At 55.2% G+C, this 22,330-nt stretch carries 25 protein-coding genes and 1 other RNA gene; 12 read left to right on the forward strand and 14 right to left on the reverse strand.

Annotation, left to right across the window (positions count from 1 at the left end):
- Positions 1-421 precede the first annotated feature (421 nt).
- Complete coding sequence (locus DW724_RS02610; protein ID WP_118760542.1) at positions 422-964, reverse strand: hypothetical protein; 543 nt, start codon at positions 962-964, stop codon at positions 422-424.
- Between the two features lie 277 nt (positions 965-1,241).
- Between DW724_RS02610 and DW724_RS02615 the strand changes: the two genes are divergently transcribed.
- Positions 1,242-1,514 carry a hypothetical protein gene (locus tag DW724_RS02615; RefSeq protein WP_177799781.1) on the forward strand — a complete coding sequence of 91 codons (273 nt, stop codon included), beginning with the start codon at positions 1,242-1,244 and terminating at the stop codon, positions 1,512-1,514.
- A gap of 45 nt (positions 1,515-1,559) precedes the next feature.
- Here DW724_RS02615 and DW724_RS02620 read toward each other — a convergent pair whose 3' ends face one another.
- Positions 1,560-2,252, reverse strand: coding sequence for a hypothetical protein (locus tag DW724_RS02620; protein ID WP_118760543.1), 693 nt, complete (start codon positions 2,250-2,252; stop codon positions 1,560-1,562).
- A 165-nt stretch (positions 2,253-2,417) separates the two neighbouring features.
- Here DW724_RS02620 and DW724_RS02625 point away from each other — a divergent pair, with 165 nt between their 5' ends.
- The 5 genes from DW724_RS02625 to ssrA all read left to right on the forward strand — a co-directional run bounded on the left by DW724_RS02625 (position 2,418) and on the right by ssrA (position 5,855).
- Positions 2,418-2,663, forward strand: a complete 246-nt coding sequence (locus tag DW724_RS02625) for a helix-turn-helix domain-containing protein (RefSeq protein WP_118760544.1) — start codon at positions 2,418-2,420, stop codon at positions 2,661-2,663.
- A 125-nt stretch (positions 2,664-2,788) separates the two neighbouring features.
- The gene (locus DW724_RS02630) at positions 2,789-3,838 is read left to right on the forward strand and encodes an IS30 family transposase (RefSeq protein WP_118760545.1); all 1,050 of its coding nucleotides are present in this window, start codon (positions 2,789-2,791) and stop codon (positions 3,836-3,838) included.
- A gap of 435 nt (positions 3,839-4,273) precedes the next feature.
- A complete protein-coding gene (locus DW724_RS02635) occupies positions 4,274-4,879 on the forward strand; it encodes an Ltp family lipoprotein (protein WP_202183500.1) in 606 nt (201 codons plus the stop codon).
- An 84-nt stretch (positions 4,880-4,963) separates the two neighbouring features.
- On the forward strand, positions 4,964-5,434 hold the full coding sequence (gene smpB / locus DW724_RS02640) for an SsrA-binding protein SmpB (protein WP_117490323.1): 471 nt from the start codon (positions 4,964-4,966) through the stop codon (positions 5,432-5,434).
- Between the two features lie 67 nt (positions 5,435-5,501).
- Positions 5,502-5,855: a transfer-messenger RNA gene (gene ssrA, locus DW724_RS02645) on the forward strand.
- A gap of 247 nt (positions 5,856-6,102) precedes the next feature.
- Here the strand turns inward: ssrA and DW724_RS02650 are convergent.
- The 9 genes from DW724_RS02650 to DW724_RS02690 form a co-directional block, all read right to left on the reverse strand.
- Positions 6,103-6,441, reverse strand: coding sequence for a threonine/serine exporter family protein (locus DW724_RS02650; RefSeq protein ID WP_442861248.1), 339 nt, complete (start codon positions 6,439-6,441; stop codon positions 6,103-6,105).
- 112 nt (positions 6,442-6,553) lie between these two features.
- Positions 6,554-6,952, reverse strand: coding sequence for an ATP synthase F1 subunit epsilon (gene atpC / locus DW724_RS02655; protein ID WP_110436414.1), 399 nt, complete (start codon positions 6,950-6,952; stop codon positions 6,554-6,556).
- Positions 6,952-8,349, reverse strand: coding sequence for a F0F1 ATP synthase subunit beta (atpD, locus tag DW724_RS02660; RefSeq protein ID WP_118760546.1), 1,398 nt, complete (start codon positions 8,347-8,349; stop codon positions 6,952-6,954). Before atpD ends, atpC begins: the two co-directional genes overlap by 1 nt.
- A 17-nt stretch (positions 8,350-8,366) precedes the next feature.
- Complete coding sequence (gene atpG, locus DW724_RS02665) at positions 8,367-9,320, reverse strand: ATP synthase F1 subunit gamma (RefSeq protein WP_118760547.1); 954 nt, start codon at positions 9,318-9,320, stop codon at positions 8,367-8,369.
- Positions 9,308-10,816, reverse strand: a complete 1,509-nt coding sequence (gene atpA, locus DW724_RS02670) for a F0F1 ATP synthase subunit alpha (RefSeq protein ID WP_118760548.1) — start codon at positions 10,814-10,816, stop codon at positions 9,308-9,310. The genes atpG and atpA overlap by 13 nt, the downstream gene beginning before the upstream one ends.
- Positions 10,817-10,830: 14 nt before the next feature.
- Positions 10,831-11,337: a F0F1 ATP synthase subunit delta gene (locus tag DW724_RS02675; RefSeq protein ID WP_118760549.1), complete on the reverse strand. Its 507-nt coding sequence runs from the start codon at positions 11,335-11,337 to the stop codon at positions 10,831-10,833.
- Positions 11,334-11,825: a F0F1 ATP synthase subunit B gene (gene atpF / locus DW724_RS02680; protein WP_118760550.1), complete on the reverse strand. Its 492-nt coding sequence runs from the start codon at positions 11,823-11,825 to the stop codon at positions 11,334-11,336. The genes DW724_RS02675 and atpF overlap by 4 nt, the downstream gene beginning before the upstream one ends.
- A 15-nt stretch (positions 11,826-11,840) precedes the next feature.
- A complete protein-coding gene (atpE, locus tag DW724_RS02685; protein ID WP_110436420.1) occupies positions 11,841-12,056 on the reverse strand; it encodes an ATP synthase F0 subunit C in 216 nt (71 codons plus the stop codon).
- 31 nt (positions 12,057-12,087) lie between these two features.
- The gene (locus DW724_RS02690; protein WP_118760551.1) at positions 12,088-12,774 is read right to left on the reverse strand and encodes a F0F1 ATP synthase subunit A; all 687 of its coding nucleotides are present in this window, start codon (positions 12,772-12,774) and stop codon (positions 12,088-12,090) included.
- A gap of 197 nt (positions 12,775-12,971) precedes the next feature.
- Between DW724_RS02690 and DW724_RS02695 the strand changes: the two genes are divergently transcribed.
- The 4 genes from DW724_RS02695 (at position 12,972) to DW724_RS15525 (ending at position 15,953) form a co-directional block, all read left to right on the forward strand.
- The gene (locus DW724_RS02695) at positions 12,972-14,594 is read left to right on the forward strand and encodes an ATP-binding protein (protein ID WP_158580189.1); all 1,623 of its coding nucleotides are present in this window, start codon (positions 12,972-12,974) and stop codon (positions 14,592-14,594) included.
- Between the two features lie 12 nt (positions 14,595-14,606).
- A complete protein-coding gene (locus DW724_RS02700) occupies positions 14,607-15,281 on the forward strand; it encodes a response regulator (protein WP_118760553.1) in 675 nt (224 codons plus the stop codon).
- A gap of 142 nt (positions 15,282-15,423) precedes the next feature.
- The gene (locus DW724_RS02705) at positions 15,424-15,801 is read left to right on the forward strand and encodes an HAD family hydrolase (protein WP_330426313.1); all 378 of its coding nucleotides are present in this window, start codon (positions 15,424-15,426) and stop codon (positions 15,799-15,801) included.
- A complete protein-coding gene (locus DW724_RS15525; RefSeq protein ID WP_158580191.1) occupies positions 15,798-15,953 on the forward strand; it encodes a hypothetical protein in 156 nt (51 codons plus the stop codon). The genes DW724_RS02705 and DW724_RS15525 overlap by 4 nt, the downstream gene beginning before the upstream one ends.
- A 69-nt stretch (positions 15,954-16,022) precedes the next feature.
- Here the strand turns inward: DW724_RS15525 and glpK are convergent, their stop codons facing one another.
- Positions 16,023-17,510, reverse strand: a complete 1,488-nt coding sequence (gene glpK / locus DW724_RS02710; RefSeq protein WP_118760555.1) for a glycerol kinase GlpK — start codon at positions 17,508-17,510, stop codon at positions 16,023-16,025.
- A 133-nt stretch (positions 17,511-17,643) separates the two neighbouring features.
- Here glpK and DW724_RS02715 point away from each other — a divergent pair, with 133 nt between their 5' ends.
- A complete protein-coding gene (locus DW724_RS02715; RefSeq protein WP_118760556.1) occupies positions 17,644-18,276 on the forward strand; it encodes an alpha/beta hydrolase-fold protein in 633 nt (210 codons plus the stop codon).
- Positions 18,277-18,385: 109 nt separating this feature from the next.
- On the forward strand, positions 18,386-19,801 hold the full coding sequence (locus DW724_RS02720; protein WP_118760557.1) for an alanine/glycine:cation symporter family protein: 1,416 nt from the start codon (positions 18,386-18,388) through the stop codon (positions 19,799-19,801).
- 57 nt (positions 19,802-19,858) lie between these two features.
- Here the strand turns inward: DW724_RS02720 and DW724_RS02725 are convergent, their stop codons facing one another.
- Together DW724_RS02725 and DW724_RS02730 are read right to left on the reverse strand one after the other, a co-directional pair.
- Complete coding sequence (locus tag DW724_RS02725) at positions 19,859-20,869, reverse strand: hypothetical protein (protein ID WP_118760558.1); 1,011 nt, start codon at positions 20,867-20,869, stop codon at positions 19,859-19,861.
- Between the two features lie 12 nt (positions 20,870-20,881).
- A complete protein-coding gene (locus tag DW724_RS02730) occupies positions 20,882-22,312 on the reverse strand; it encodes an MBOAT family O-acyltransferase (RefSeq protein ID WP_158580192.1) in 1,431 nt (476 codons plus the stop codon).
- Between the last annotated feature and the right edge of the window lie 18 nt (positions 22,313-22,330).

The raw sequence follows: 22,330 nt of genomic DNA on the forward strand, positions 1-22,330 counted from the left end.
TAATGGACCGCGGCGGCGATAATCAGCTTCACAACGGCAACAGCAATCAGGAAAATTCCGATTTTCACAAGCATGATTGACAGTTCAGAAGAAAAAGTGTATTCTATGGGTGGGCGGTGAACCCGCCCATAGAATACGGGGTTTCGGCTTACGTCAGCTTATCGACTATCAGTAACGCAAGCCCTACCAGAAAGTCCACGATTGCGGTTATCACGATGGTCCGAACATCGACCCGCGATTTCGTGGGCTTTTTCTTTTTCTTCTTCACCTTGTCACCCCCTTTCTTTATGCTCTTATTATATACTAACGTTAGTATAAAGTCAATAGGGAAAATACGAAAAAGCAGAAAAATTTTGCGCCGTTGCGGTAGATACAGCGGCGCGAAAAACGGAGCGGCGGAAACCGCCGCACCGGTAAAGCGTCAGGCGACGAACACACCCAACGGAGAACCGCCGGGAGAGCGCCACCCGCGGCGGTGAATGTCGGACAGGCGGACACGTTCAGGAGCCTTTGCGCCGTCATACAGGACCATAGCGAAAACGCCGCCGTGAAAGAAACGGGTATCAGGCAGGCTAACAAAGCCGATGACGGTTCCGCCCTGCGGAGGATAGCAAGCGCCGCAGACACGTTCGACGCGCTGGCCCACCATAACAACAACAGTGTTCACGTCGGCGGGCTGGGCGATTTCAACGCCGCAGGACGTTTCGGCGGCGGTTTCCTCGACGCTGGGTTCCTCTTCCGGCTGAACCTCGTTTTCAGCACGGAAGACCGGGGCCATAGAATAACGTTCGGGAATGATATATTCGCCGTGTTCATCGAAGAACAGCTTTGCGCGGCGGGTCTTGCCGTTACGCTCGAACGTCACCGTCTTTTCGGTGCGCTTGATAATCTTGATGGTGAAAATGCAATCGTGATTGCAGGCGCTACGGTCAAAATATTCCTTGCCGATCTCGAACTTTTTCATATTGATTACCCCCATATATAAAAACCAGAAGTCGAAGTGTTGTTGTACGCCGTGTCGGTTCCCTTTTCGTGTCAGCCCGTAAGGTTGGCTGTTGTCGAACTCTACGCCCCGACAACCGGGCGGCTTTGGTTTCCCTTTCTGATTATGATTATATACTAACGTTAGTATAAATACAAGTTGGAATGATGCACAAATATACTAACGATAGATTGTACGTTTTTATACTTGCGTTAGTATAAACAGCGTGATAAAATGGACAAGTAAAGGAGTGGTGACAATGGCAAGCAAATATGGAAACCCACGCGGGAAAGCCGCGACAGACGCGAAGCGGAAATACAACAGCAAAAACTATGACAGGATTTACCCGTATGTAAAGAAAGGTAAGAAGTCCGTATATCAGAGAGCGGCAAAGGCAAGCGGGTTTGATAGCATAAACGATATGATCGAATCGCTGATGGACGAACGGGCGGCGGCGGTGTTGGGACTGTCGCCGGAGCAGTTCGCGGCAGAGGTTCAGGCCGCGGCAGACGCGGAGCAGGAAAAGGCATAAAGAAAGCGGCGGGCGTTGCGCCCGTCGCTTTTGCTTTCCTGCTGTTCAGAACTGTTCGTATGTATAGCCGCCGTTTTCGTCCAGCGTGATAGCGCCGTAATCTTCAAGAATGGAACCGTCGGTATCTTGCTTCCCGTATGTACCGACATAGTACATAGAACCGGGGAAACAAATACCCGTGCCGTCATCACAAAGAATTGCAACCCAGTTGTAGCCGCTGTCCTTGACGACGGTTTCAACGAATTCTTTGTAGTTTTCTTCCGTAATGGCTTGAAGCTGTGCTTTCGTAATGCGGATATAGGCGTATTCACCGATTTTATCGCCGGAACCCGTTTTCACGTCCTTTACGGTCAAGTCATAGTCCATCAAGACGTTGTGCTTGCGATATTCAGGGTACAGCATATCACGCCCGGAATAGACGGTTTCAACCGCACCGTCAGAAAGTGTAACGTCGAGGGACGAACCGCCGTAATAGACGGTATACGCGCCCTTGCTTTCGGAAATGCTTGTAATCTTCCCGTCAAGGCCGCAGGAAGTCAGAACGATAAAAACTTCATCAGCCTGTTCGGGAGTGATTTTCATATCTGCCCGAATGCTGTTCATGGCATCGGGGTAAAAATCATACTGCGCCGTCAGTTCCTCCGATTTGGGCGTGTCCAGATCGACAAGAGCGCCGCCGCAGGCGGAGAGGGACGCGGCAAGCACCGCCGCAAGGACAAGAGATAGAACCTTTTTCATGTGGAATCCTCCGTTCTGCCGCCCAGCGTCCGGGCGGCTTGCGTTATTTTCAAAGGCCGGGACCATTGCTTTTTCTGGATTCTGACCTTTAACACAATTATCAACGCTTATTGTGTTAAAGTCAAGAAAAATGCAGACCTTTAACACAAAAGGAGGAATCGGCGGTTGAAGATATACGACTATAAGGGACGAAAGAACCTTTGCGGAAATCGCGTCAAAGAAGCACGCGCCCGGCTGAATATCACGCAAACAGACCTTGCGGCGCGTCTACAAGTTGCAGGAATTACAATGGAGCGGGACAGCGTAAGCAGAATTGAAATCGGGACCCGCTTTGTGACCGATTATGAACTTGCGGTGCTTGCGAAGATACTTGGCGTATCTATGGAATGGCTGACAGAAAATGAGCAATAGTTTTTTATACTTGCGTTAGTATAAAAATATTGTTATAATCTTTTTGCGGGGAACCGCTGAAAAGAGGAACAAAACCCGCCCGGCTTGATAGCTTGGGCGGGTTTCGCATTTTGGGAGGTTATAGCATGGGGCATTGTTTCAGTCATTTACAGCTTACAGATCGACGGAAAATCGAATACGGTTTGAACCGCGGCGATACGCCGAAGCAGATCGCGGCGGAACTTCATGTTCATGTCAGCACGATTTATAGAGAAATCAAACGCGCCCGTTGGGAGCATCTGGACGGCGATACATGGATTATGGAAGACCGCTATAACCCGGATGGAGCAGAAAAAAGATACCGTGAAAATCTCGCGGCGAAAGGTGCGCCGTTGAAAATCGGAAACGACCATGAACTTGCTGACTATTTGGAACGCAAGGTCATAGAAGAAGACCGTTCGCCTGCCGCGGCCCTTGCTGACATAACGATAGAGGGCCGGACATTCAAAACCTCTATTTGTGTCAGCACTTTTTACGGTTACATTGAAAAGGGTGTGTTTCTGAACCTGACAAATAAAGACTTACCAGAAAAGCCAAAGCGGAAGCGCCCATATCACAAAGTTAAAACGACGAAACGCGCACCGCGCGGAGAGAGCATAGAAAAACGCCCGGAAGTGATTAACCAGAGAATCACTTTCGGGCATTGGGAAATGGATACTGTATATTCCGGCAAGGACGGCTCGTGCGCCCTGTTGGTGCTGACGGAACGCCTATCACGAAAAGAAATTATAGAGAAAATGCGCGACAGAACCGCAATCAGCACCGTTCGCGCCTTGAACCGTATTGAACGGAGGTTCGGGGCGCTGTTTCCGCGCGTGTTCCAGACAATCACCGTAGACAACGGCGGGGAGTTCTCCGACGTGAAGAGCCTTGAACGGTCTATCCTACGGAAAGGCAGACGAACCAAAATGTATTATTGCCACCCGTACACAAGTTGCGAACGCGGGTCAAATGAGTGTGCAAACAAAATGATTCGGCGGAAGTTCCCGAAAGGGACTGATTTCAATAAGGTCAGTCGAGCGGAAGTAAAGAAAGCCGAAGAATGGATGAACAACTATCCGCGTGAAATATTGGGCTGGAAAACTGCTGAAATCGTGTTTGCGGAATGCCTTGAAGAATTGGCGCGGGAAGCCTGATTATATTTTTTTATATTTTTTTCGCATTTACTATTGACATTTTCGGTTAATTTTTCTGTCAAGTCTTGCAGAGTAATCATGAAGATGGTATACTAAACACAAGGAAAACAGAAAATGCGGCAGTCATAGGGTGCGCCAACACCCTATGACCTATGCAGGTGCTATACCCACCATACACAACGGCAACATTACCGTACCACAATTATGTATTATAGCGGAAGTGCGTGCAAATTACAAGATTTGCATTGCAGTTTCATAATACATTGGCTGATGTTGCTGCGCATTCACATATACTTCTTGTGTGAAGATCCGTGTGTGGACGGCCGTTGCGGCCGCGCTTGCACGGATTTTTTGTTTTCCCAAACCGTGGGCAGGGCGGTTTTACCGCCCTTTGTCCCCCGGTGGGGAAAATTTCACATCAAGAGAGGTAAAATCATGGCAAAGGACAAAATGAAGAACTGCGCAACTTGTGGACAACTGATTGCCGCAAATTGCAAAGCATGTCCGCATTGCGGAGCAAAGAATAAGAAACCGTTTTATAAAAAATGGTGGCTATGGGTGATTGTTGCAATCGTGATTGTGGCGATTGCAGGCGGTTCCGGAGATACAACCGCTGATGCCAATACCAAACAGCCGGAAAGCACAGTTCAAAATGAAGAACAGGGTACGGAACAAAAGACAGCAAAGGATACAGAAGAACCGAAAACCGAGGAGCCGAAAACAGAAGAACCCCAAGTGCCGCAGGAATATAAAAACGCTCTGGCAAAAGCTGAGTCGTACAGTTCGATGATGCATATGTCGAAACAAGGGATTTACGATCAATTGACTTCGGAATACGGAGAAAAATTCCCAGCTGATGCGGCACAGTATGCAATTGACCATCTTGATGCTGATTACAAGGAAAATGCATTAGAAAAAGCGAAATCTTATTATGAAGATATGAATATGTCTAAAGATGCCGTTCGAAATCAGCTGATTTCGGAATATGGAGAAAAATTCACAGCAGAAGAAGCAGATTATGCAATTGCAAATCTGAAATAATCGAAAACTGTAACACAGAAGTAACTTTACAAACCTCCTTTACCATGGTATTATAGTATATACTACGGTAAGGGAGGTTTCGCCATGGCTGTTGACAAAAAGGGCACAAAGCAGATCGCTGCCAACAAAAAGGCATGGCATGACTACTTTGTCGAGGAAAAGTATGAAGCGGGCATCGAGCTTGCGGGCACCGAGGTAAAGTCCATCCGTTTGGGACAGATCAATCTCAAGGATTCCTACTGTTCGTTCAAGGACGGTGAGATTTTCGTGCGCGGCATGCATATTTCGCCGTACGAAAAGGGCAATATCTTCAATAAGGACCCGTTGCGCGTGCGTAAGCTGCTTATGCACAAGCGTGAGATTGTCAACCTGTTCAGCAAGACCAAGCAGGACGGCTATTCGGTCATTCCGCTGGCGGTTTACTTCAAAAGCTCGCGCGTGAAGGTTGAAATCGGTTTGTGCAAGGGCAAAAAGCTGCATGATAAGCGTGACAGTATCGCCGCACGCGACGCAAAACGCGAGATGGACCGCGCGATGAAAGAGCGTAATCGTTAATTAAAAAATGGAAAAGCTGAGAGCAGAATATTCTCCATTCTCAATTTTCCATTCTCCATTTCAAAATGGGGCCGTAACGGGTTCGACGGGGGTGTTGAAGCCGGGATAGCGGGCCGCAGTGGGGATCTGCGATAAAAGCTCCAACTGTTTATAAATTAAACAACAACAATTATACTCTTCAGGCTGCCTAATTAGGCTTAGCCCGTCGGCTCAGAGAGGACCACGGCTCAGAGACCCGGCGTCGATTAGTGGTGAACGTGTACGGGGTAAGAGTTGCCCTCGTCATGTAAAATGACTCTACCAAAACGGTAAGCCTGTTTGCCGGCGTGCCGCGGCGGGAATTTTAATCGACAAACTGCGCCCGGAGAAGTCCTTGTGGATGCGCTTTCGGACAGGGGTTCAACTCCCCTCGGCTCCACCATAAGTCCACCGTAATTTTGATAGAATTACGGTGGTCTTTTTCTATGCTCGAAAACTGCATAAAATCAAGATTTTTCCGTTTCAGCTACATAAAAAGCAACCGCTGCGGAGCATTTTCACAGCGGTTTTTCTGCATTTTGCGGGCGTTACGGTGTTCTGCAGCTGTGAAAACGCAGAAAACAGGAAAATCCCGCTGGTTTTAGGTCAGCGGGATTTTTCTGCGATATCAGGTGCAGTGGCGGAACATCTTATCCGTCATAATGCGGGCGAAGATGAGTCCGAGCGGCAGCGCAGGAATGATGCCGCTCGAGACCCGACCGCATATCCGACTTGACCATGGCGATGCCGCAGGTCATTTCGGCAATCTTGAGACAGCCTGCGTACACCGGATAGGCCGCCGCGACCGAAACGGTTGTGCAGAGCACAAGAGTCCGGTAGTGCTTGGACCGCTTACAGCGCACGGCGTTGCCGATACCTGCACCGAAGAACGCGAGTATCATCTCGACCCAGGCGCCGCCGAGTAGAAATGTAAAGGCACAGCAGGCGAGTGCGGCAGCCAGACCGAGCATCAGCAATGAATTGCTCAAGTCGGTTGAGTTTTTAGGTGCTGGCACCTGTACTGGTCAGCGTAAGCATCTGCGAAAACGCCTGCTCCGATGTTCCATCTGATAACATCGGAGCAGGCGATAAAAAGGGGAGTCAGCGGGTAGCCTTCAGGCGTGCCATAGCACGGGCCAGAGCCGCTTTGGAGAGATGATATTCACGAATACTCTGCTTCTGGCGCAGCCGTTCTTCCGCGCGCTCTTTGGCGCGTTCGGCACGCGCACGGTCGATTTCGTCAGGACGTTCGGCGCTGGATACCAGAAGAATGCAGTAGTCCGGCATAATTTCTGCGAAGCCATCGCTGACAACGACCTCGTGCGGTGTGCCGTCTGTCTGGAACCGCACCGTACCCGGACGAAGTGCGGTAACGACCGGCTCATGTCCCGGCTGCACGCCGTATTCACCGTCGAGTGCAGGCATAGTCAAATTGGTTGCCGGTCCGGTGTAAAACTGCCGGTCCGGCGTGATGATCTCCAGATAGAAGGTGTTCTCCATCAGAGTGCCCCCATATCCTTGGCCTTTTTGTGGACCTCGTCTACCGTGCCGACCATGGAGAAGGCAGCCTCCGGATACTGGTCGAGTTCACCGCCGAGCAGCGCTTCAAAGCCGCTGATGGTGTCCTCAAGCGTTACATAGCGCCCTTCCAGACCGGTAAACTGCTCGGCAACCGAGAACGGCTGCGAGAAATACTGCTGCATGCGGCGGGCACGATCGACAATGCGGCGGTCATCCGCGCCAAGCTCCTCCATACCGAGGATGGCGATGATGTCCTGCAGTTCGCGGTAACGCTGCAGCAGCTCCTGTGCGCCGCGTGCGACCTTGTAATGCCGCTCACCGACAATATCCGGCTCGAGGATGCGCGAGGTGGAATCCAGCGGGTCAACGGCAGGGTAGATGCCCTGCTCGACAATCTTACGGGAGAGGACGGTCTTGGCGTCCAGGTGGGTAAACGTGGTCGCCGGAGCCGGGTCGGTCAGGTCATCCGCCGGAACGTAGACCGCCTGCACGGACGTGATTGCGCCGTCCTTGGTGGAGGCGATACGCTCCTGCAGCGCACCGACCTCATCAGCCAGCGTCGGCTGGTAGCCAACCGCCGAGGGCATACGGCCCATCAGCGCGGAAATCTCCGAGCCTGCCTGCACATAACGGAAAATATTGTCGATAAACAGCAGCACGTTCTGCTTTTTCACATCGCGGAAGTATTCCGCCATGGTCAGACCGGTCAGCGCAACGCGCATACGCGCTCCGGGCGGTTCGTTCATCTGTCCGAACACGAGCGCGGTCTTGCTCAGTACGCCGGATTCCGCCATCTCGCGCCACAGGTCGTTGCCTTCTCGCGTGCGTTCGCCGACACCGGTGAAGATGGAGTAGCCGCCGTGCTCGGTGGCGATGTTGTGGATCAGCTCCTGAATGAGCACGGTCTTGCCGACACCGGCACCGCCGAACAGACCAATCTTGCCGCCCTTGGCATACGGCGCGAGCAGGTCGATGACCTTGATGCCGGTCTCGAGAATCTCGGTCGTCGGGTTCTGCTGGGCAAAAGAGGGCGGAGCACGGTGGATGGACCACTTTTCCGGTGCGTTCACATCGCCTTTTTCGTCAATTGGCTGACCGAGCACGTTGAACATGCGTCCAAGGGTCGCTTCACCGACCGGCGCTTCGATCGTGCGACCGGTGGACAGCACCTCATCGCCGCGGCCGATGCCCTCGCTCGGGGAGAGCATGATGCAGCGCACGGTGTCGCCGCCGACGTGCTGTGCGACCTCCATCATGCGCGGCTGTCCGTCTGGTGCAACGGTAAGCGCTTCATTTATCTCAGGCAGGCTGCCGCCGTCAAAAGCAACGTCCACAACCGGACCTGTTACCTGTACCACGGTACCTTTGCGTTTCATAGTAATTTCCTCACTTTCTATGCGCGTCTGCCGTCTGCGAGAAAGCGGACGGTCCGCGTCGGAATCGGACGGCGGGGCTGCGGTGTTTCCGCGGCGCTGCCCTGTGTGCCGCCGACGATCTCGGTGATCTCCTGCGTGATGGCGGACTGCCGTGCGCGGTTGTAGTGCAATGACAGCGATTTGAGCATATCGCGTGCGTTGTCGGTCGCGGAGTCCATTGCTGTCATGCGGGCATTCTGCTCGGCACAGAAGGACTCGACCAGCGCGCCGAACAGCTCACCCTTGACATAGCCGGGCACGAGATGCTCGAGTACGCGGTCTGCCGAGGGCACATACTGCACCATTTGATGATAGGGGCCGTGTTCACTCGGGCGCGGCTCCCATGGGAATGCGTCAATGTCGAGCGGCAGCAGCTTCTGCACGCGCGGCTTAAGCCGCATAGGCGTTACCATTTCGGTGTAAACAACGTACACGTCGTCCAGCTGACCTTCGCGGAACAGACGGATGAAAATATCTGCAATGTCTCGTGCACAGGCGATCGTCGGATCCTGCACGGTGAACATGAACTCGCCGTCTACGCGGATATCGCGCTCGGCGAAGTACGCGCGGCCCATCTGACCGATGAGGAACAGCGTTGGATCGTCCTCCTGCGCAAGATGCTTCTCGGCCAGACGCAGCACGTTGTGATTGTACGCACCGGCCAGTCCCTTGTCGCCCGTGATAACGATGTAGCCGGACTTGCGGCGCTTGACCTCGGGCCGCTTGTCGAAATAAATATGCTCGATTTCAGGGGAATGGTGCAGAATATCGGCAATCGTGGAGCTGATCTTGAGAAAATACGGCTGCACATTGTTCAGCTGCTGCCTTGCCTTGCGCAGCTTGGAGGACGAGATCAGATACATCGCGTTTGTGATCTTGAGCGTTTGCTGTACACTGTCAATGCGGGTGCGGATCTCTTTTATGCCTGCCATGGTGCGCTCACCTGATCTTTATAGGTTTTCAGGGCTACCCGAATCTGCTCGGCAGCCGTGCCGGTCAGGGTACCGGTGGACTGAATCTCTGTCAGCAGAGAATCGGGCAGACTGTCGGCAAATTTCTGCACAAAATCGCGTACCCGGTCGAGCGGAACATCGCTCAGCAGACCGTTGGTCGCAGCATACAGGATAACCGCCTGCCGCCATACCGGCATCGGGTGGCACAGCGGCTGCTTGAGGATTTCCATCAGGCGTTTGCCGTGCTCGAGGGCCTGCTGAGTGTCCTTGTCCAGATCCGAGCTGAACTGGGTGAATACCTCCAGCTCGCGGAAGCGGGCAAGATCGATACGCAGTGTACCGGCGGTTTTCTTGATGGCCTTGGTCTGTGCCGCACCGCCGACACGCGATACCGACAGGCCAACGTTGATCGCCGGACGCTGACCGGCAAAGAACAGGTCGTTTTCCAGATAAATTTGACCGTCCGTGATGGAAATGACGTTGGTCGGAATGTAGGCGGAAACATCGCCTGCCAGCGTTTCGATAATGGGAAGAGCGGTCATCGAGCCGCCGCCGTACTCCGGCGTCAGGCGGCAGGCACGCTCGAGCAGACGGGAATGCAGGTAGAATACATCGCCCGGATACGCCTCACGGCCGGGCGAGCGGCGCAGCAGCAGCGACAGCGTGCGGTAAGCGACCGCGTGCTTGGACAGATCATCATACACGATGAGCACATCGCGGCCCTGACTCATGAAATACTCGCCGATAGCGGCGCCGGCATACGGCGCGATATACTGCTGCGGCGCACCGTCTGCTGCGGTGGCGGAAACAATGATGCTGTAATCGAGTGCGCCGTATTTCTCGAGCGTGCCGCGCAGGCGCGCCACTGTGGATGCCTTCTGGCCGATGGCAACGTAAATGCAGATCATATCCTGCCCCTTCTGGTTCAGGATGGTGTCGATGGCAATGGACGTTTTGCCGGTCTGGCGGTCGCCGATGATCAGCTCGCGCTGACCGCGTCCGATCGGCACCATCGCGTCAATGGCAAGGATGCCGGTCTGCATCGGCTGGTTTACCGGCTCACGCGATACCACACCTGAAGCCTCTCGCTCGATCGGACGGCGCTCGGTCGTTTCAATTGGTCCAAGGCCGTCAATCGGTTCGCCGAGAGCGTTGACCGTGCGGCCGATCATCGCATCGCCGACCGGAACGTCAGCCGCACGTCCGGTGCGGCTGACCGCCGAGCCTTCATGCAGGCCGTCCTCGCTGCCGAGCAGTACCACGCCGACGCTGTCGCGTTTAAGGTCGAGCACGATGCCGTGCACACCGGTGTCAAACTGCACCAGTTCGCCGTATACAGCGCGGTTCAGTCCGTAAACGGTGGCGATACCGTCGCCGACCTCGATGACCGTGCCGGTTTCGTCACAGCGCGTGCGGTTGTCATATTGTTCAATCTCCTCGCGGAGAATAGATAAAATCTCATCTGAATGGTTCAATGGTTTTCACCCCTTTACAGGTCATGCGCCAGTGCGCGAAGCTGTCCGCGCACGCTTTTATCGTAGGTTACGCCGTCGATTTCGGCAGTAAAGCCGCCGAGCAGCGTGTCGTCCTGCACGATTTCAAACGTAACCGCACAATAACTGTGTCGTGCGCACAGCAGTTTGGCAAGCGAACGCAGCGATTCATCATCCGGTTCGCGGGCACAGCGAAATACGCACAGGCCCTCGCCGCTGTCGCGCAGCTCAAGCAGACGAAACTGCCGGACGATCTCCGGCAGGAGCGCAAAGTGGTTTTTGTCCGCCAGCAGCAGATAGAAGTGCTTCAGCTCGCCCATCGCATCAAAATCGGGCAGACGGGACAGCACAGCCTTTTTCTCCCGCGCGGAAACGGCAGGAGAGCACAGTGCATCCCATAACGGTGCACAATCGGTCAGATAATCGGCAGTGTGCTGCAGATCGCTCAGCGTGCAGCCGGTATGACGCAGGGCACCGGCATACTGTACGGCGGTCGAGTTCATCGCGCGGCCTCCGTTTCTTCCCGCAGAAAATCGTCGATCATAGCGCGGTCGGTGTTGCTGTTCAGCGTCTGCTGGGATACCTTGGCGGTGGTCAGCAGAACGAGAGCGGCAATCTCCTTTTTCGCCTCACGGAGCATCTGCGTCCGCTCGGACTCCCGACGGCGGGCAGCCTGCTCGTCCAGCCGCTGCACAGCGGTCTGCGCTTCTGCAACCAGCCGGTCGTACTCCTGCTGACCGCGCGTGCGGGCCTCCTCGATGATTTGCGCGGCCTCCTGCTTTGCGGAAGCAAGCTGTGCGGCGTGCGCGTTCTGCTGCTGCTCAGCCTCGGCGAGACGTTTGTCCGCCTGATCGAGCGTGTCCGACACCTGCTGTGCACGGTCATCGAGCATTTTCGTGATGGGTCCGAACAGGAATTTCTTCATCAGCACGAACAGGATGAGCAGATCAACAAACACCCAGATAATCTGCGAATTTAGATTGAGGATCATTCGATCTCACCCCGATCAATTCATGAAGATAAGCAGGATACCGATCAGAAAACCGTAGATGGCGGTTGCCTCGGCCAGTGCACAGCCGAGGATCAGGTTTTTGCTGATCTGGCCGGAGGCCTCCGGCTGACGTGCAATGGCTTCCGAGGATTTCGCGGTTGCATAGCCGATACCGAGACCGGCGCCGATGCCGGTCATAACTGCGATAGCTGCACCAATAGCAATACTCATTTTTGTGATCCTTTCTCAGATAAAACAGTGGTTACTCAAGCGATTCCGACAGGAAAAGTGTTGTCAGGAATACAAATACGATTGCCTGTATCATACCGTCGAATACATCGAAATACAGGCTCAGCGGGATGGGCACAACGACCGGAACGGCCATTTTGACCAGCTCCATGATGACGAATCCGGCGAAAATGTTGCCGAACAGTCGCATGCAGAGCGACAAAGGCCGAATGCCGATCTCCATAATGTTGAGCGGCGTGACGACCGAAACCGGTTCGCTGAACTTTTTCAGTCCGCCGCGCAGACCGTGGAAACGGAACTGCGAGCCGTAGATCAGCAGGGCGCTCATGATCGCCAGACCGGCGGTGACGTTCAGGTCTTTGGTCGGCGGCGTTACGCCGAACAGACCGGCCATGTTCGCCAGCGCAAGATACAGGCCTACCGTGCCGAGGTACGGAGCGAAGGTGCGCCAGTATTTGTCGCCCAGTGTGTCGCGGCAGAAATTGTTGATGAAGCCCACCAGCATCTCTGCGGCAATCTGCTTTCGCCCGGGACGCTTGCGCAGTCCGTGCGTCAGCCAGATGGCAAGCAGGGTCAGCACAACTATGATCGCCCAGCTTACCACAGCGGATTCCGGAATCGGTATTCCGCCGAACAGCGGAATCTCGAACGCAATATGGGTTTGCAGTTCGGCATTCAATTCCGCTTTGATTTCACCCAAAGGGCATCACCTCGTTTGTCTATAAGTTGGTTTACGCGCTTATTGTAAAAACCTGTCGGAGTTTACGCAAGCTTATGAAACTAAAAAAAATTAACCCGCGCAATTTGACAGATTTGCATAAATCTGCAGAGGGGATTTGATGAATGTTGACCAGTGTGTTATGATATGAAGTATCTTCTTAAAAGGAGTGGATGAATTTGATAAATGCACGTTCTTCCGGCTCACTGCACCGGCAGGTGCGCCGGATGCTGATCCTGTGCATTGCGGTGGTGGTGCTGCTGTCCACGTCGGTCGGTTTGGGCATCGGCCTGTATCAGGAGGTGCGGACGCGTGACCAACTGCTGTCCAATGCGGCGCAGATGGCGGCAGATGCGCCGCTGCTGATCGAGGATATTCGGGCAGATAACGCACAGCAGTATTTGGCGCGGACCGTACAGCGTGTATCTGAAGTAGATATGCTCGGCGTGTATGATATTAAGGGAAAGCCGACAGTGTTTTACGATCTCGTGTCCGGTGCAGGCGACGCATCTTTGTTGCCCGAACTGAAAGCGGATACGGTCAGCCGCCTGTGCAGCGAGGAAAAGCCGGTGCTCTCGAACGATGAGATGCCGGACGGCGCGGATCGCTGTGCCTATGCTGTCATGCGCGATGAAAACGGGCAGGCGACCGGTATCGTCATGGCAGGGCTGTATCTGCGCTCCTACCATCGGACGGTGCTGCGTGTGCTGCTGTCGTATCTGCTCATCACGCTGTTCGCGCTTGGCATCGGCAGTCTGCTCAGCGTGCGGTTTTCTAAGCGGGTCAAGCGGGAACTGCTGGGCTATGAGCCGGACGCGTTCCGTCAGCTGTTTCTGCAGCGCATGGATATTCTGGATGCATTGGATGAGGGTCTGATGGCGATCGACGAACACAGCATGATCACCTATATGAACCGTGCGGCAGCGGATATCCTCAAAATCAAGGTGAAGGATGCACTCGGTCAGCCGTTACAGACGGTCTATCCGCGCTCAACGATGGCGCGCGTGCTGCAGACCGGCAAAAGTGAATACAACATCGGTCTGGAGTCCATCAAGCATGTTTCGGTCATTTCCGACCGTATGCCGCTCTGGCGGGACGGCAAGGTGGAGGGTGTTATCGCTATTTTCCGCAACCGGACCGAGGTCACGCGGCTGGCGCAGGATTTGACCGGCGTGCAGCATATTGTCGGTGCGCTGCGGGCGTATACGCATGAGTTTACCAACAAGCTGCATGTGATCCTCGGTCTGTTACAGCTGGGCGAGTACAAGCAGGTGGAGGACTATGTGCTGCATTTAACGCAGACGCGCGCACACTCGATCGGCTATATTTCTGAGCGTATTCGGGAGCCGTCGGTTGCGGCGCTGCTGATCGGCAAGGCGTATCGTGCGGCAGAGCTGGGCATCCGGTTTGTGCTCGACCCGGCGAGTGAGCTGCATGGAGACGGACAGTATCTTCCGGTGAGCAGTCTGATCACCATTCTTGGAAACCTGACTGAGAATGCGTTTGACGCACTGCGGGATGCACCGGAAAACGCACAGAAGGAAGTGACGGTCAGCATTCGCGAGGGCGAGCATGGCATGCTCATCAGCGTGGACGACAGCGGTGCAGGCATTGCTGCCGATAAGCTGGACCGCATTTTCGAGCGCGGCTTTTCCACCAAGGGCGAGGGCAGAGGCACCGGTCTGTCACTCGTCAAGGAGACCGTAGACGCGTTCCACGGAACGATTCGCGTCGAATCCGAGCCGGGAATCGGCAGCTCGTTCATCATTACGGTTGCGGAATCCGCAAACGGACAGCAGTAAGGAGGAAATCCGATGTACACAACGGTTATTATTGAGGACGATCCGATGATTACACGGCTCAACCGCCGGTATATCGAGCAGGACAGCCGGTTTGCCGTCGTGCAGACGTTTTCAGCGGCGCATCCGGCGCTGTTCTGGCTGCAGCGCAACCCGATCGACCTGATTATTTTAGACGTTTACATGCCGCAGATGAGCGGCACCGAGCTGCTGCTGCAGCTTCGCGCAGAAGGTGTGGACGCGGATGTCATCATGGTCACTTCGGCGAATGACGCAAGAACGGTCAACGATGCCGCGCGACTGGGTGCAGTGGATTATCTGGTCAAACCATTCGCATATGAGCGGTTCCGGCAGGCGCTGGACGTGTTCTGCCGCCGGAGAGAGAGCGTGCAGCGCGACAGCTTCAGTCAGGAGGCGCTCGATCATACGCTGTTTCAGGCTGCGATGCCGACACAGCCTGTCACGCCGCCAAAAGGTTTGCAGAGTCAGACGCTTTCGCGCATTGAGGCATATCTGCGGGCTGCGCCGGATACACGGCATACCAGTGATGAGATCGCATCGCATGTCGGTCTGTCGGTCGTGACCGTGCGGCGGTATATGAATTATCTGGCAGAGCAGCAGGTCATCGGCAGTGAGATGGATTACCGCACCGGCGGACGACCGTGTCTGGTGTATTTTCTGCGGAAATAAATCCTATATCATTCTATATAAGATGAGTGTTGTAAAAATCCTCCGTTTTACGGAGGATTTTTTACTTTACATTTCCTGACCTCACTTTACAGGATTTTGATAAGAACTTGATGCGCAAGCGATAGAAGCGGCGGTCGAAACCATCTACGGCGCGTTTGAGGACTCGCTCGTGCGCAGCTTGGAGCAGTATGCGGCGCCTAAGCCGGGTGTCGTGGAGACGGTTGCGAAGCTGCATGAAATGGGTTTGAAAATCGGCTCTACGACTGGTTATACCGATGCAATGATGGCAGTTGTCACCGAAAATGCGACAAAACAGGGCTACGCACCGGACGCGTGGTTCAGCCCGGATTCGGTGGACGGTCTGGGCCGCCCGAACCCGTATATGATTTTTGCCAACATGCAGAAATTCCAGGTGCCGTCCGTGCAGGTGGTCGTCAAGGTCGGTGACACTGTGTCTGACATTCAGGAAGGCAGGAATGCCGGTGTCCGCTCGCTCGGCGTGCTCGAGGCAGCAGTGTGATGGGCATGACGCAGGCGGCCTATGAGGCACTCTCTGCTGAGAAAAAGCAGGCTGCACTCGATCGTGCGCGGCAGGTGTTCCTCGAGGCCGGTGCGGACGATGTGCAGCTGAACATCGAGCAGCTGCCCGCGTGGATTCGGGCGAATGATTAAAGCATACTGAAATACAAAACCCGAAGTGCAGGTTTTGCGCCTGTACTTCGGGTTTGTTTGTGCTGTTTTTTAATGCTCCGCCCAATCGAGCGACCGTCCAACCGCCTTATCCCAGCCGGATAGCAGCTTGCGGCGCTTATTCTCGTCCATCGAGGGCGCGTACAGCGTATCGCACCGCCAGAGCTGCTTCAGCTCCTCACGGCTGTGCCACACACCGGTCGCGAGTCCGGCGAGATAGCATGCGCCGAGCGCGGTCGTTTCGCGGATGACCGGACGGCGAATCGTGCAGTCCGAAATATCGCTCTGGAACTGCATCAGGAAGCTGTCGCGGCTGGCACCGCCGTCCACCGAGAGGGAGGAAAGGGAAACGCCCGTATCGCGCTTCATGGCGGTCAGCAGGTCGTTCACCTGATAGGCGATGGACTCCTGTGCGGCGCGAATAATGTGCTCGCGGGTTGTGCCGCGTGTCAGACCGATGAGGCAGCCGCGTGCGTACATATCCCAGTGCGGCGCACCCAGACCGGTGAATGCGGGCACGAGGTACACGCCGCCGGTGTCCTTCACCTTGTCCGCGTAGTATTCCGCATCACGACTCTCGGAGAAAAAGCGCATCTCATCCCGCAGCCACTGGATGACGGCACCGCCGACGAACACGCTGCCCTCGAGCGCGTACTGCGTCTCTCCGCTGATTTGAATGCCGATGGTGGTCAGCAGGCCGTTTTTGCTCTCGCAGGCGGTCGTGCCGGTGTTCATCAGCAGAAAACAGCCCGTGCCGTAGGTGTTTTTCGCATCGCCTGCCGCAAAGCAGGTCTGACCGAACAGCGCCGCCTGCTGGTCGCCTGCAATGCCTGCAATCGGAATATCGCCGCCCGGCAGGGAAACAGAACCGTACACCTCGCTTGAGGAGCACACGCGCGGCAGCATCGCCCGGGGAATATCGAGCGCGTGGAGCAGGGTATCGTCCCAGTCCAGACGGTGAATGTCGAAGATCATCGTGCGTGCGGCATTGGTCGCGTCCGTGATGTGCACCTTGCCGCCGGTCAGCTTCCACACCAGCCAGGAATCCACCGTGCCGAACAGGATTTCCCCGCGCTCGGCCTTCTCTCGTGCGCCCTCCACATGGTCGAGCAGCCACTTGATCTTGGTGCCCGAAAAATACGCATCCGGCACCAGACCGGTCGTGCGGCGGATGTGCGTGGAGAGACCGTCCTGCACCAGCCTGTCCACAATATCCGCTGTGCGGCGGCACTGCCAGACGATAGCGTTGTGAATCGGCCGTCCGGTATTTTTATCCCACAGGATGGTCGTCTCGCGCTGGTTGGTGATGCCGATGCCCGCCACATCGGACGGAGAAACATCGGCGGCCGCCAGCACCTCGAGCATAGCTGCATACTGCGTGGACCAGATTTCCATCGGGTCCTGCTCGACCCATCCCTCGTGCGGATAGTGCTGGGTCAGCTCATGCTGCCGGATGGCGAGAATATTCTGTTCGCTGTCAAATAAGATCGCTCGTGAGCTTGTCGTGCCCTGATCGAGCGCCAGTATATATTTTCCCATAGCGGAAACTCCTTTTACTCTTTGCATCTATCATACCGTTGCGGACGCGGATTGTCAATCGCTGCAAATTTGACGGTGCGGTGCATTTTGTGGTAAAATCAGTGCGAAAAAATGCATAGAAGAAGGTGATTGCATGAGAATTTATGAATACGGCGAGCCGAATGCGAAAAACGTGCTGCTGCAACCGGTTGGGGACCACGACCTGCCGGTCATCGAGAACGAAATCCGAGAGATCAAGCGACTGACTGCACAGCCGTTCCGTTTGATTGCCGTCAAGGTTGAAAGCTGGAACGACGACCTGTCTCCGTGGTGTGCACCGGCAGTTTTCGGTCATGAGGACTTCGGAGACGGTGCTGCGGCACTGCTCCGCGAAATCCTGCCGCTGTGTGAGGACGCAGACAGACGATACATCATCGGCGGATACTCAATGGCAGGGCTGTTTGCCCTGTGGAGCGCATATCGGACCGACCGTTTTTCCGGCATCGCGGCAGCCTCGCCGTCTCTGTGGTTTCCGAAATTTCTGGAGTACATGCAGGCGCATGATCTGCACAGCGCTGCCGTCTATCTCAGCCTGGGCAACCGCGAGGAAAAAACGCGCAATCCGGTGATGTCCACCGTCGGCGACCGCATGCGGGCGGCGTATGCGCTCCTGCAGGAGAAAAACGTAAGCTGCACACTGGAATGGAACAGCGGCGGGCACTTTCAGCAGCCGGACCGCCGCACGGCAAAGGCGTTTGCGTGGGTGCTGGAACACTTATTTTATTAAGGTATAACTTGTACTTGAGAAGTTTGTCGGATTCCTGTATAATAATAAATAAATGTTACCGGTTGACTACAACCGGTAACAGAAGTACTTTGGAAAGGGAATAGAAATTATGTTGGAAACGATCAACTCCGTTATCGCAGCAATATCAGGCGTGCTGTATCAGCCGTGGTTTGTGCCGTTGTTTCTGGTAGTCAGCGGCATTTACTTCACGTTCCGATGCAAGTTCATCCAGATTCGTCTGTTCAGGGATGCGTGCAGGGTCATCATGGAGAAGCCGGAAAGTGAGGGAAGCATTTCCTCGTTCGGCGCACTCATGATCTCCACCGCGTCGCGTGTCGGCACGGGCAACATCATCGGTGTATCCACGGCAATCTGCCTCGGCGGACCGGGCGCTATCTTCTGGATGTGGGTAACCGCACTGCTCGGCGGTGCAACCGCCTTCATCGAGTCTACGCTCGCGCAGATTTACAAAAAGCGTGCACCGGACGGCAGCTGCTACGGCGGTCCTGCGTACTACATGCGCGACGCACTCGGCAAGCGCTGGTTGGGTATTATCTTCTCGGTGCTCATCATCCTGATCTACGCAGTCGGCTATAACATGCTGGCGGCGTACAATCTGCAGTCTACGTTCTCGGTGTTCAAGTTCTACCATCCGGTTATCACACCGGCGTTCATCGGTGTCATTCTGGCGTTCCTGTTCGGCGTAATGGTACTCGGCGGCGCAAAGCGTCTGGCAAGCATCACCGAAATCCTTGTTCCGTTCATGGGTATCCTGTATGTACTGGTTTCGCTGCTCATTATCTGCCTGAACATCAGGAATGTACCGGGCATGTTTGCGTCCATCTTCCACAACGCATTTGACCTCCAATCTGTGATGGGCGGCTTCTCCGGCAGCTGCATCATGTACGGCGTAAAGCGCGGTCTGTACTCGAACGAAGCAGGTATGGGTTCTGCGCCGAATGCAGCCGCGACCGCATCTGTTTCTCATCCGGCCAAGCAGGGTCTGGTGCAGATGCTGTCCGTATTCATCGACACGCTGCTCATCTGTACGGCAACGGCGTTCATGTGTCTGTCCACTAACATTGTTCCGACCAAGGAAATCGCCGGTGCGGTTTATGTGCAGAACGCTATCGCATCCACGCTCGGCACGGCAGGTCCGGTGTTCCTGGCAGTGGCGATGATGCTGTTCGCGTTCACCACGCTGCTCGGCAACTACTCGTACTGCGAGGGCTGTCTGGAGTTCATCCTGCATCGCAGCATCAAAAAGCATGAGCTGCTCTTCTTCCGCCTGTTTGCTACGGCCATCGTGTTCATCGGTGCGATCGCAAACGCCGGTCTGGTATGGGATACTGCGGATATGCTGCAGGGTATGATCGTCGTAGTCAACGTGCCGACCATCCTGATTCTTGGCGGCACGGCCATCAGGTGCCTGAACGATTACGTCGCAAGCCGCAAGCGCGGTGAGAATCCGGTATTTCACGCGAAGAACATTGGCATCAAGGAAGAAACTGATTTCTGGAAATAAGCGCATAAGAAAAGGACTGCTGCACAAGGATAAAACCTGTGCAGCAGTCTTTTTTTGTTATGCGTTTGTGTTCTCCTGCGGCGGATTTGCCGTTAAATCGCGGAAATGCTGCAGGCGTGCCGTCCACAGCGTGGTATCCTGCGGTTCATCCGGCGAGATCGAGAGATTGTTCTTCGTCCAGTCCGCGAGAAACGCACTGAATTTCTCCGCACCGACACAGTTGTAATGCAGTGAGTCGTAGAAGTCGTTTTCCGGATCTGCGGCAATCTGCGCGGTGTAGTCGCTGCAATTCAGTGTTGATACGCCGTCGCGTCCGTCAAACTGCGCGGTCAGCCTGTCCCAGTCAGCGTCGTGCAGACGCTTTGTCGGAGCACGGTACAGCACCAGCTGAATATTGTTGCTGTGGCAGAGCGCGTAAATGTCCTCGAGGGCGTCCATGTTGCGCGCCCAGTCCTCGGGGGCAATATCAACCGTTTCGCAGTCGTCCGGACCCTTGTCCGTGCCGCCGGACAGAAAGGTGTAGCCGGCCAGCATATCCTCGGTGTACGGCTGCACATCCTCGCTCTTGAGGGTCGTCCAGCGGTCGTGATAGAAGTACAGCGGAAACAGCAGTCCCTTGCGGACCTCGGGTTCGGCATTAAAAAAGGTCGCGTGCAGACGATTGATGCCCCACGGCATCTGACCGATGTTGGTCTTGGTGAAGCCCATGTATTTATGGAACGCTATACCGGTGCACTCCACGAAAACCGCCTTGGGTGACTGTGTACGCAGGCTTTCCTTTAAGTAATCCAGTGTCAGCGGAAGCGGCTGCTCGGGTCCGGCCTGCACAAAGGCGGTCAGACCGGAATTTTCCCAGTATACGGCAGGTACTACATCACAGTAGGCGACGGACGAGCCGAAGAACAGCACGTCGATCGAATCCGTCTGCTCCTGCTCGTACATGCCCCAGACCGAGCCGTAATCATGCTGCTGCGGTGTGAGATAATGGGTCGCACCGGCGAGGATACCGCCGAGCACTGCCACAGCGGCAAGGAAGGCCGCCAGTTCTCTCTTGAAAATGTGTTTCACGGCGATTCCTCCTTAAAACTGGAAATAGACGAATTCCTGCGGGTTGAATCCGGTGCCGTACGCGCCGCACACGGCCGTCACTGCCAGCAGGATAACCCAGACCGCGTACCGGAGCCAGACGGTCTCCAGCAGCTTTTCCCGCAGCGGAAAACGGTCACCGATGATGTCGGTCAGCACCAGTCCGATGAGGCTCACGGCAAGCACATGCAGCGCACGCTCGGTCAGACCGAGATGCGTCAGGTTAAGCGGGAAGCATGCGCCTGCCGCCGTCACAATGCGTTTGATAATAGCACACGCCTGCAAAGCGGAATCCGCGCGGAAGAATATCCACGCAAACGTGGAAAGGCCGAAGGTGATAATCACGCGGATGATCTGCAGCCAGCCTGCGTCCCACGGAATGTGCAGTGCAGCGCACAGGCGCTGCTTTGCCGGTGTCAGCAGGCCGCCGATAACCTGGAAAACGCCGAACAGCAGTCCCCAGAGCACATATTTCATGGCGGCACCGTGCCACAGGCCGCTCAGTGCGAACACGATCAGCACGTTGATGTAGGTGCGCGCTTTGCCCTTGCGGCTGCCGCCGAGCGGGAAATATAAGTAGTCGCGGAACCAGGTGGACAAGGAAATGTGCCATCTGTGCCAGAATTCCTTGGAGCTTTGCGCCATGTATGGTGCGTGGAAGTTTTCCATCAGCGTAATGCCGAACAGCCGCGCGGAGCCGATCGCCATGTCGGAGTAGGCGGAAAAGTCGCAGTAGATCTGCAGGGCATACGCCACCGCGGCAAACGCCAGCTCCAGACCGGAAAACTGCGCCGGATCGGCGTACGCGGTGTTGACCAGAACCGCCAGATTATCCGCGAGCAGCACCTTCTTGACCGTGCCCTCGATCAGCCGTTCGGCGGCAAAGCGCACATCGTCCGCAGTTGCGCGGCGCGGCTGCTTGATCTGCGGGAGCAGGCTCTTTGAGCGCTCGATCGGGCCGGACAGGATTGCCGGAAAGAAGGTGGTGAACAGCGCAAAATCGAGGAAATTACGCTCGGCTTCACGACCGCGGTACACGTCGATCATATAGCCGCAGATGACGAACGTGTAGAACGAAATGCCGATCGGCAGAGCAAGCTGAGGCAGACTGAGCTGCACACCGGTGCAGCCGAGCAGCTCTCCGAAAAAGCCGAGGTATTTGAATAACCCGAGTGCGCCGAGGTTGAGCACAAGCACCAGCGTGAGCAGACCGCGCTTACGCTCGGTGCGTTCCAGCTTTTGCGCCGCAAAGAAGTTGAAGGCAACGGTCAGCGCCAGCAACGGCAGAAATTTTACACCGCCGATGGCGTAAAACCAGATGCTCAGCAGCAGAAGAAAGGGTTTCTTGGCCTTCTGTGACAGTGGGTGGTAAATGAGTGCGCCTATCACCAGAAAGACGATATAAGCGAATGAATTTGGTGTCACGTTTATTTCTCTCCGTCC

Source organism: Butyricicoccus sp. AM27-36 (assembly GCF_003480945.1).
GTDB lineage: Bacteria > Bacillota > Clostridia > Oscillospirales > Butyricicoccaceae > Agathobaculum > Agathobaculum butyriciproducens.

Excerpts from the sequence above, each read along its gene's own strand:
- DW724_RS02610 (WP_118760542.1), bottom strand. The coding sequence starts at position 964 with ATGAAAAAGTTCGAGATCGGCAAGGAATATTTTGACCGTAGCGCCTGC.
- DW724_RS02615 (WP_177799781.1), top strand. The coding sequence starts at position 1,242 with ATGGCAAGCAAATATGGAAACCCACGCGGGAAAGCCGCGACAGACGCG.
- DW724_RS02620 (WP_118760543.1), bottom strand. The coding sequence starts at position 2,252 with ATGAAAAAGGTTCTATCTCTTGTCCTTGCGGCGGTGCTTGCCGCGTCC.
- DW724_RS02630 (WP_118760545.1), top strand. The coding sequence starts at position 2,789 with ATGGGGCATTGTTTCAGTCATTTACAGCTTACAGATCGACGGAAAATC.
- DW724_RS02635 (WP_202183500.1), top strand. The coding sequence starts at position 4,274 with ATGGCAAAGGACAAAATGAAGAACTGCGCAACTTGTGGACAACTGATT.
- smpB (WP_117490323.1), top strand. The coding sequence starts at position 4,964 with ATGGCTGTTGACAAAAAGGGCACAAAGCAGATCGCTGCCAACAAAAAG.
- atpC (WP_110436414.1), bottom strand. The coding sequence starts at position 6,952 with ATGGAGAACACCTTCTATCTGGAGATCATCACGCCGGACCGGCAGTTT.
- atpD (WP_118760546.1), bottom strand. The coding sequence starts at position 8,349 with ATGAAACGCAAAGGTACCGTGGTACAGGTAACAGGTCCGGTTGTGGAC.
- atpG (WP_118760547.1), bottom strand. The coding sequence starts at position 9,320 with ATGGCAGGCATAAAAGAGATCCGCACCCGCATTGACAGTGTACAGCAA.
- DW724_RS02675 (WP_118760549.1), bottom strand. The coding sequence starts at position 11,337 with ATGAACTCGACCGCCGTACAGTATGCCGGTGCCCTGCGTCATACCGGC.
- atpF (WP_118760550.1), bottom strand. The coding sequence starts at position 11,825 with ATGATCCTCAATCTAAATTCGCAGATTATCTGGGTGTTTGTTGATCTG.
- atpE (WP_110436420.1), bottom strand. The coding sequence starts at position 12,056 with ATGAGTATTGCTATTGGTGCAGCTATCGCAGTTATGACCGGCATCGGC.
- DW724_RS02700 (WP_118760553.1), top strand. The coding sequence starts at position 14,607 with ATGTACACAACGGTTATTATTGAGGACGATCCGATGATTACACGGCTC.
- glpK (WP_118760555.1), bottom strand. The coding sequence starts at position 17,510 with ATGGGAAAATATATACTGGCGCTCGATCAGGGCACGACAAGCTCACGA.
- DW724_RS02715 (WP_118760556.1), top strand. The coding sequence starts at position 17,644 with ATGAGAATTTATGAATACGGCGAGCCGAATGCGAAAAACGTGCTGCTG.
- DW724_RS02720 (WP_118760557.1), top strand. The coding sequence starts at position 18,386 with ATGTTGGAAACGATCAACTCCGTTATCGCAGCAATATCAGGCGTGCTG.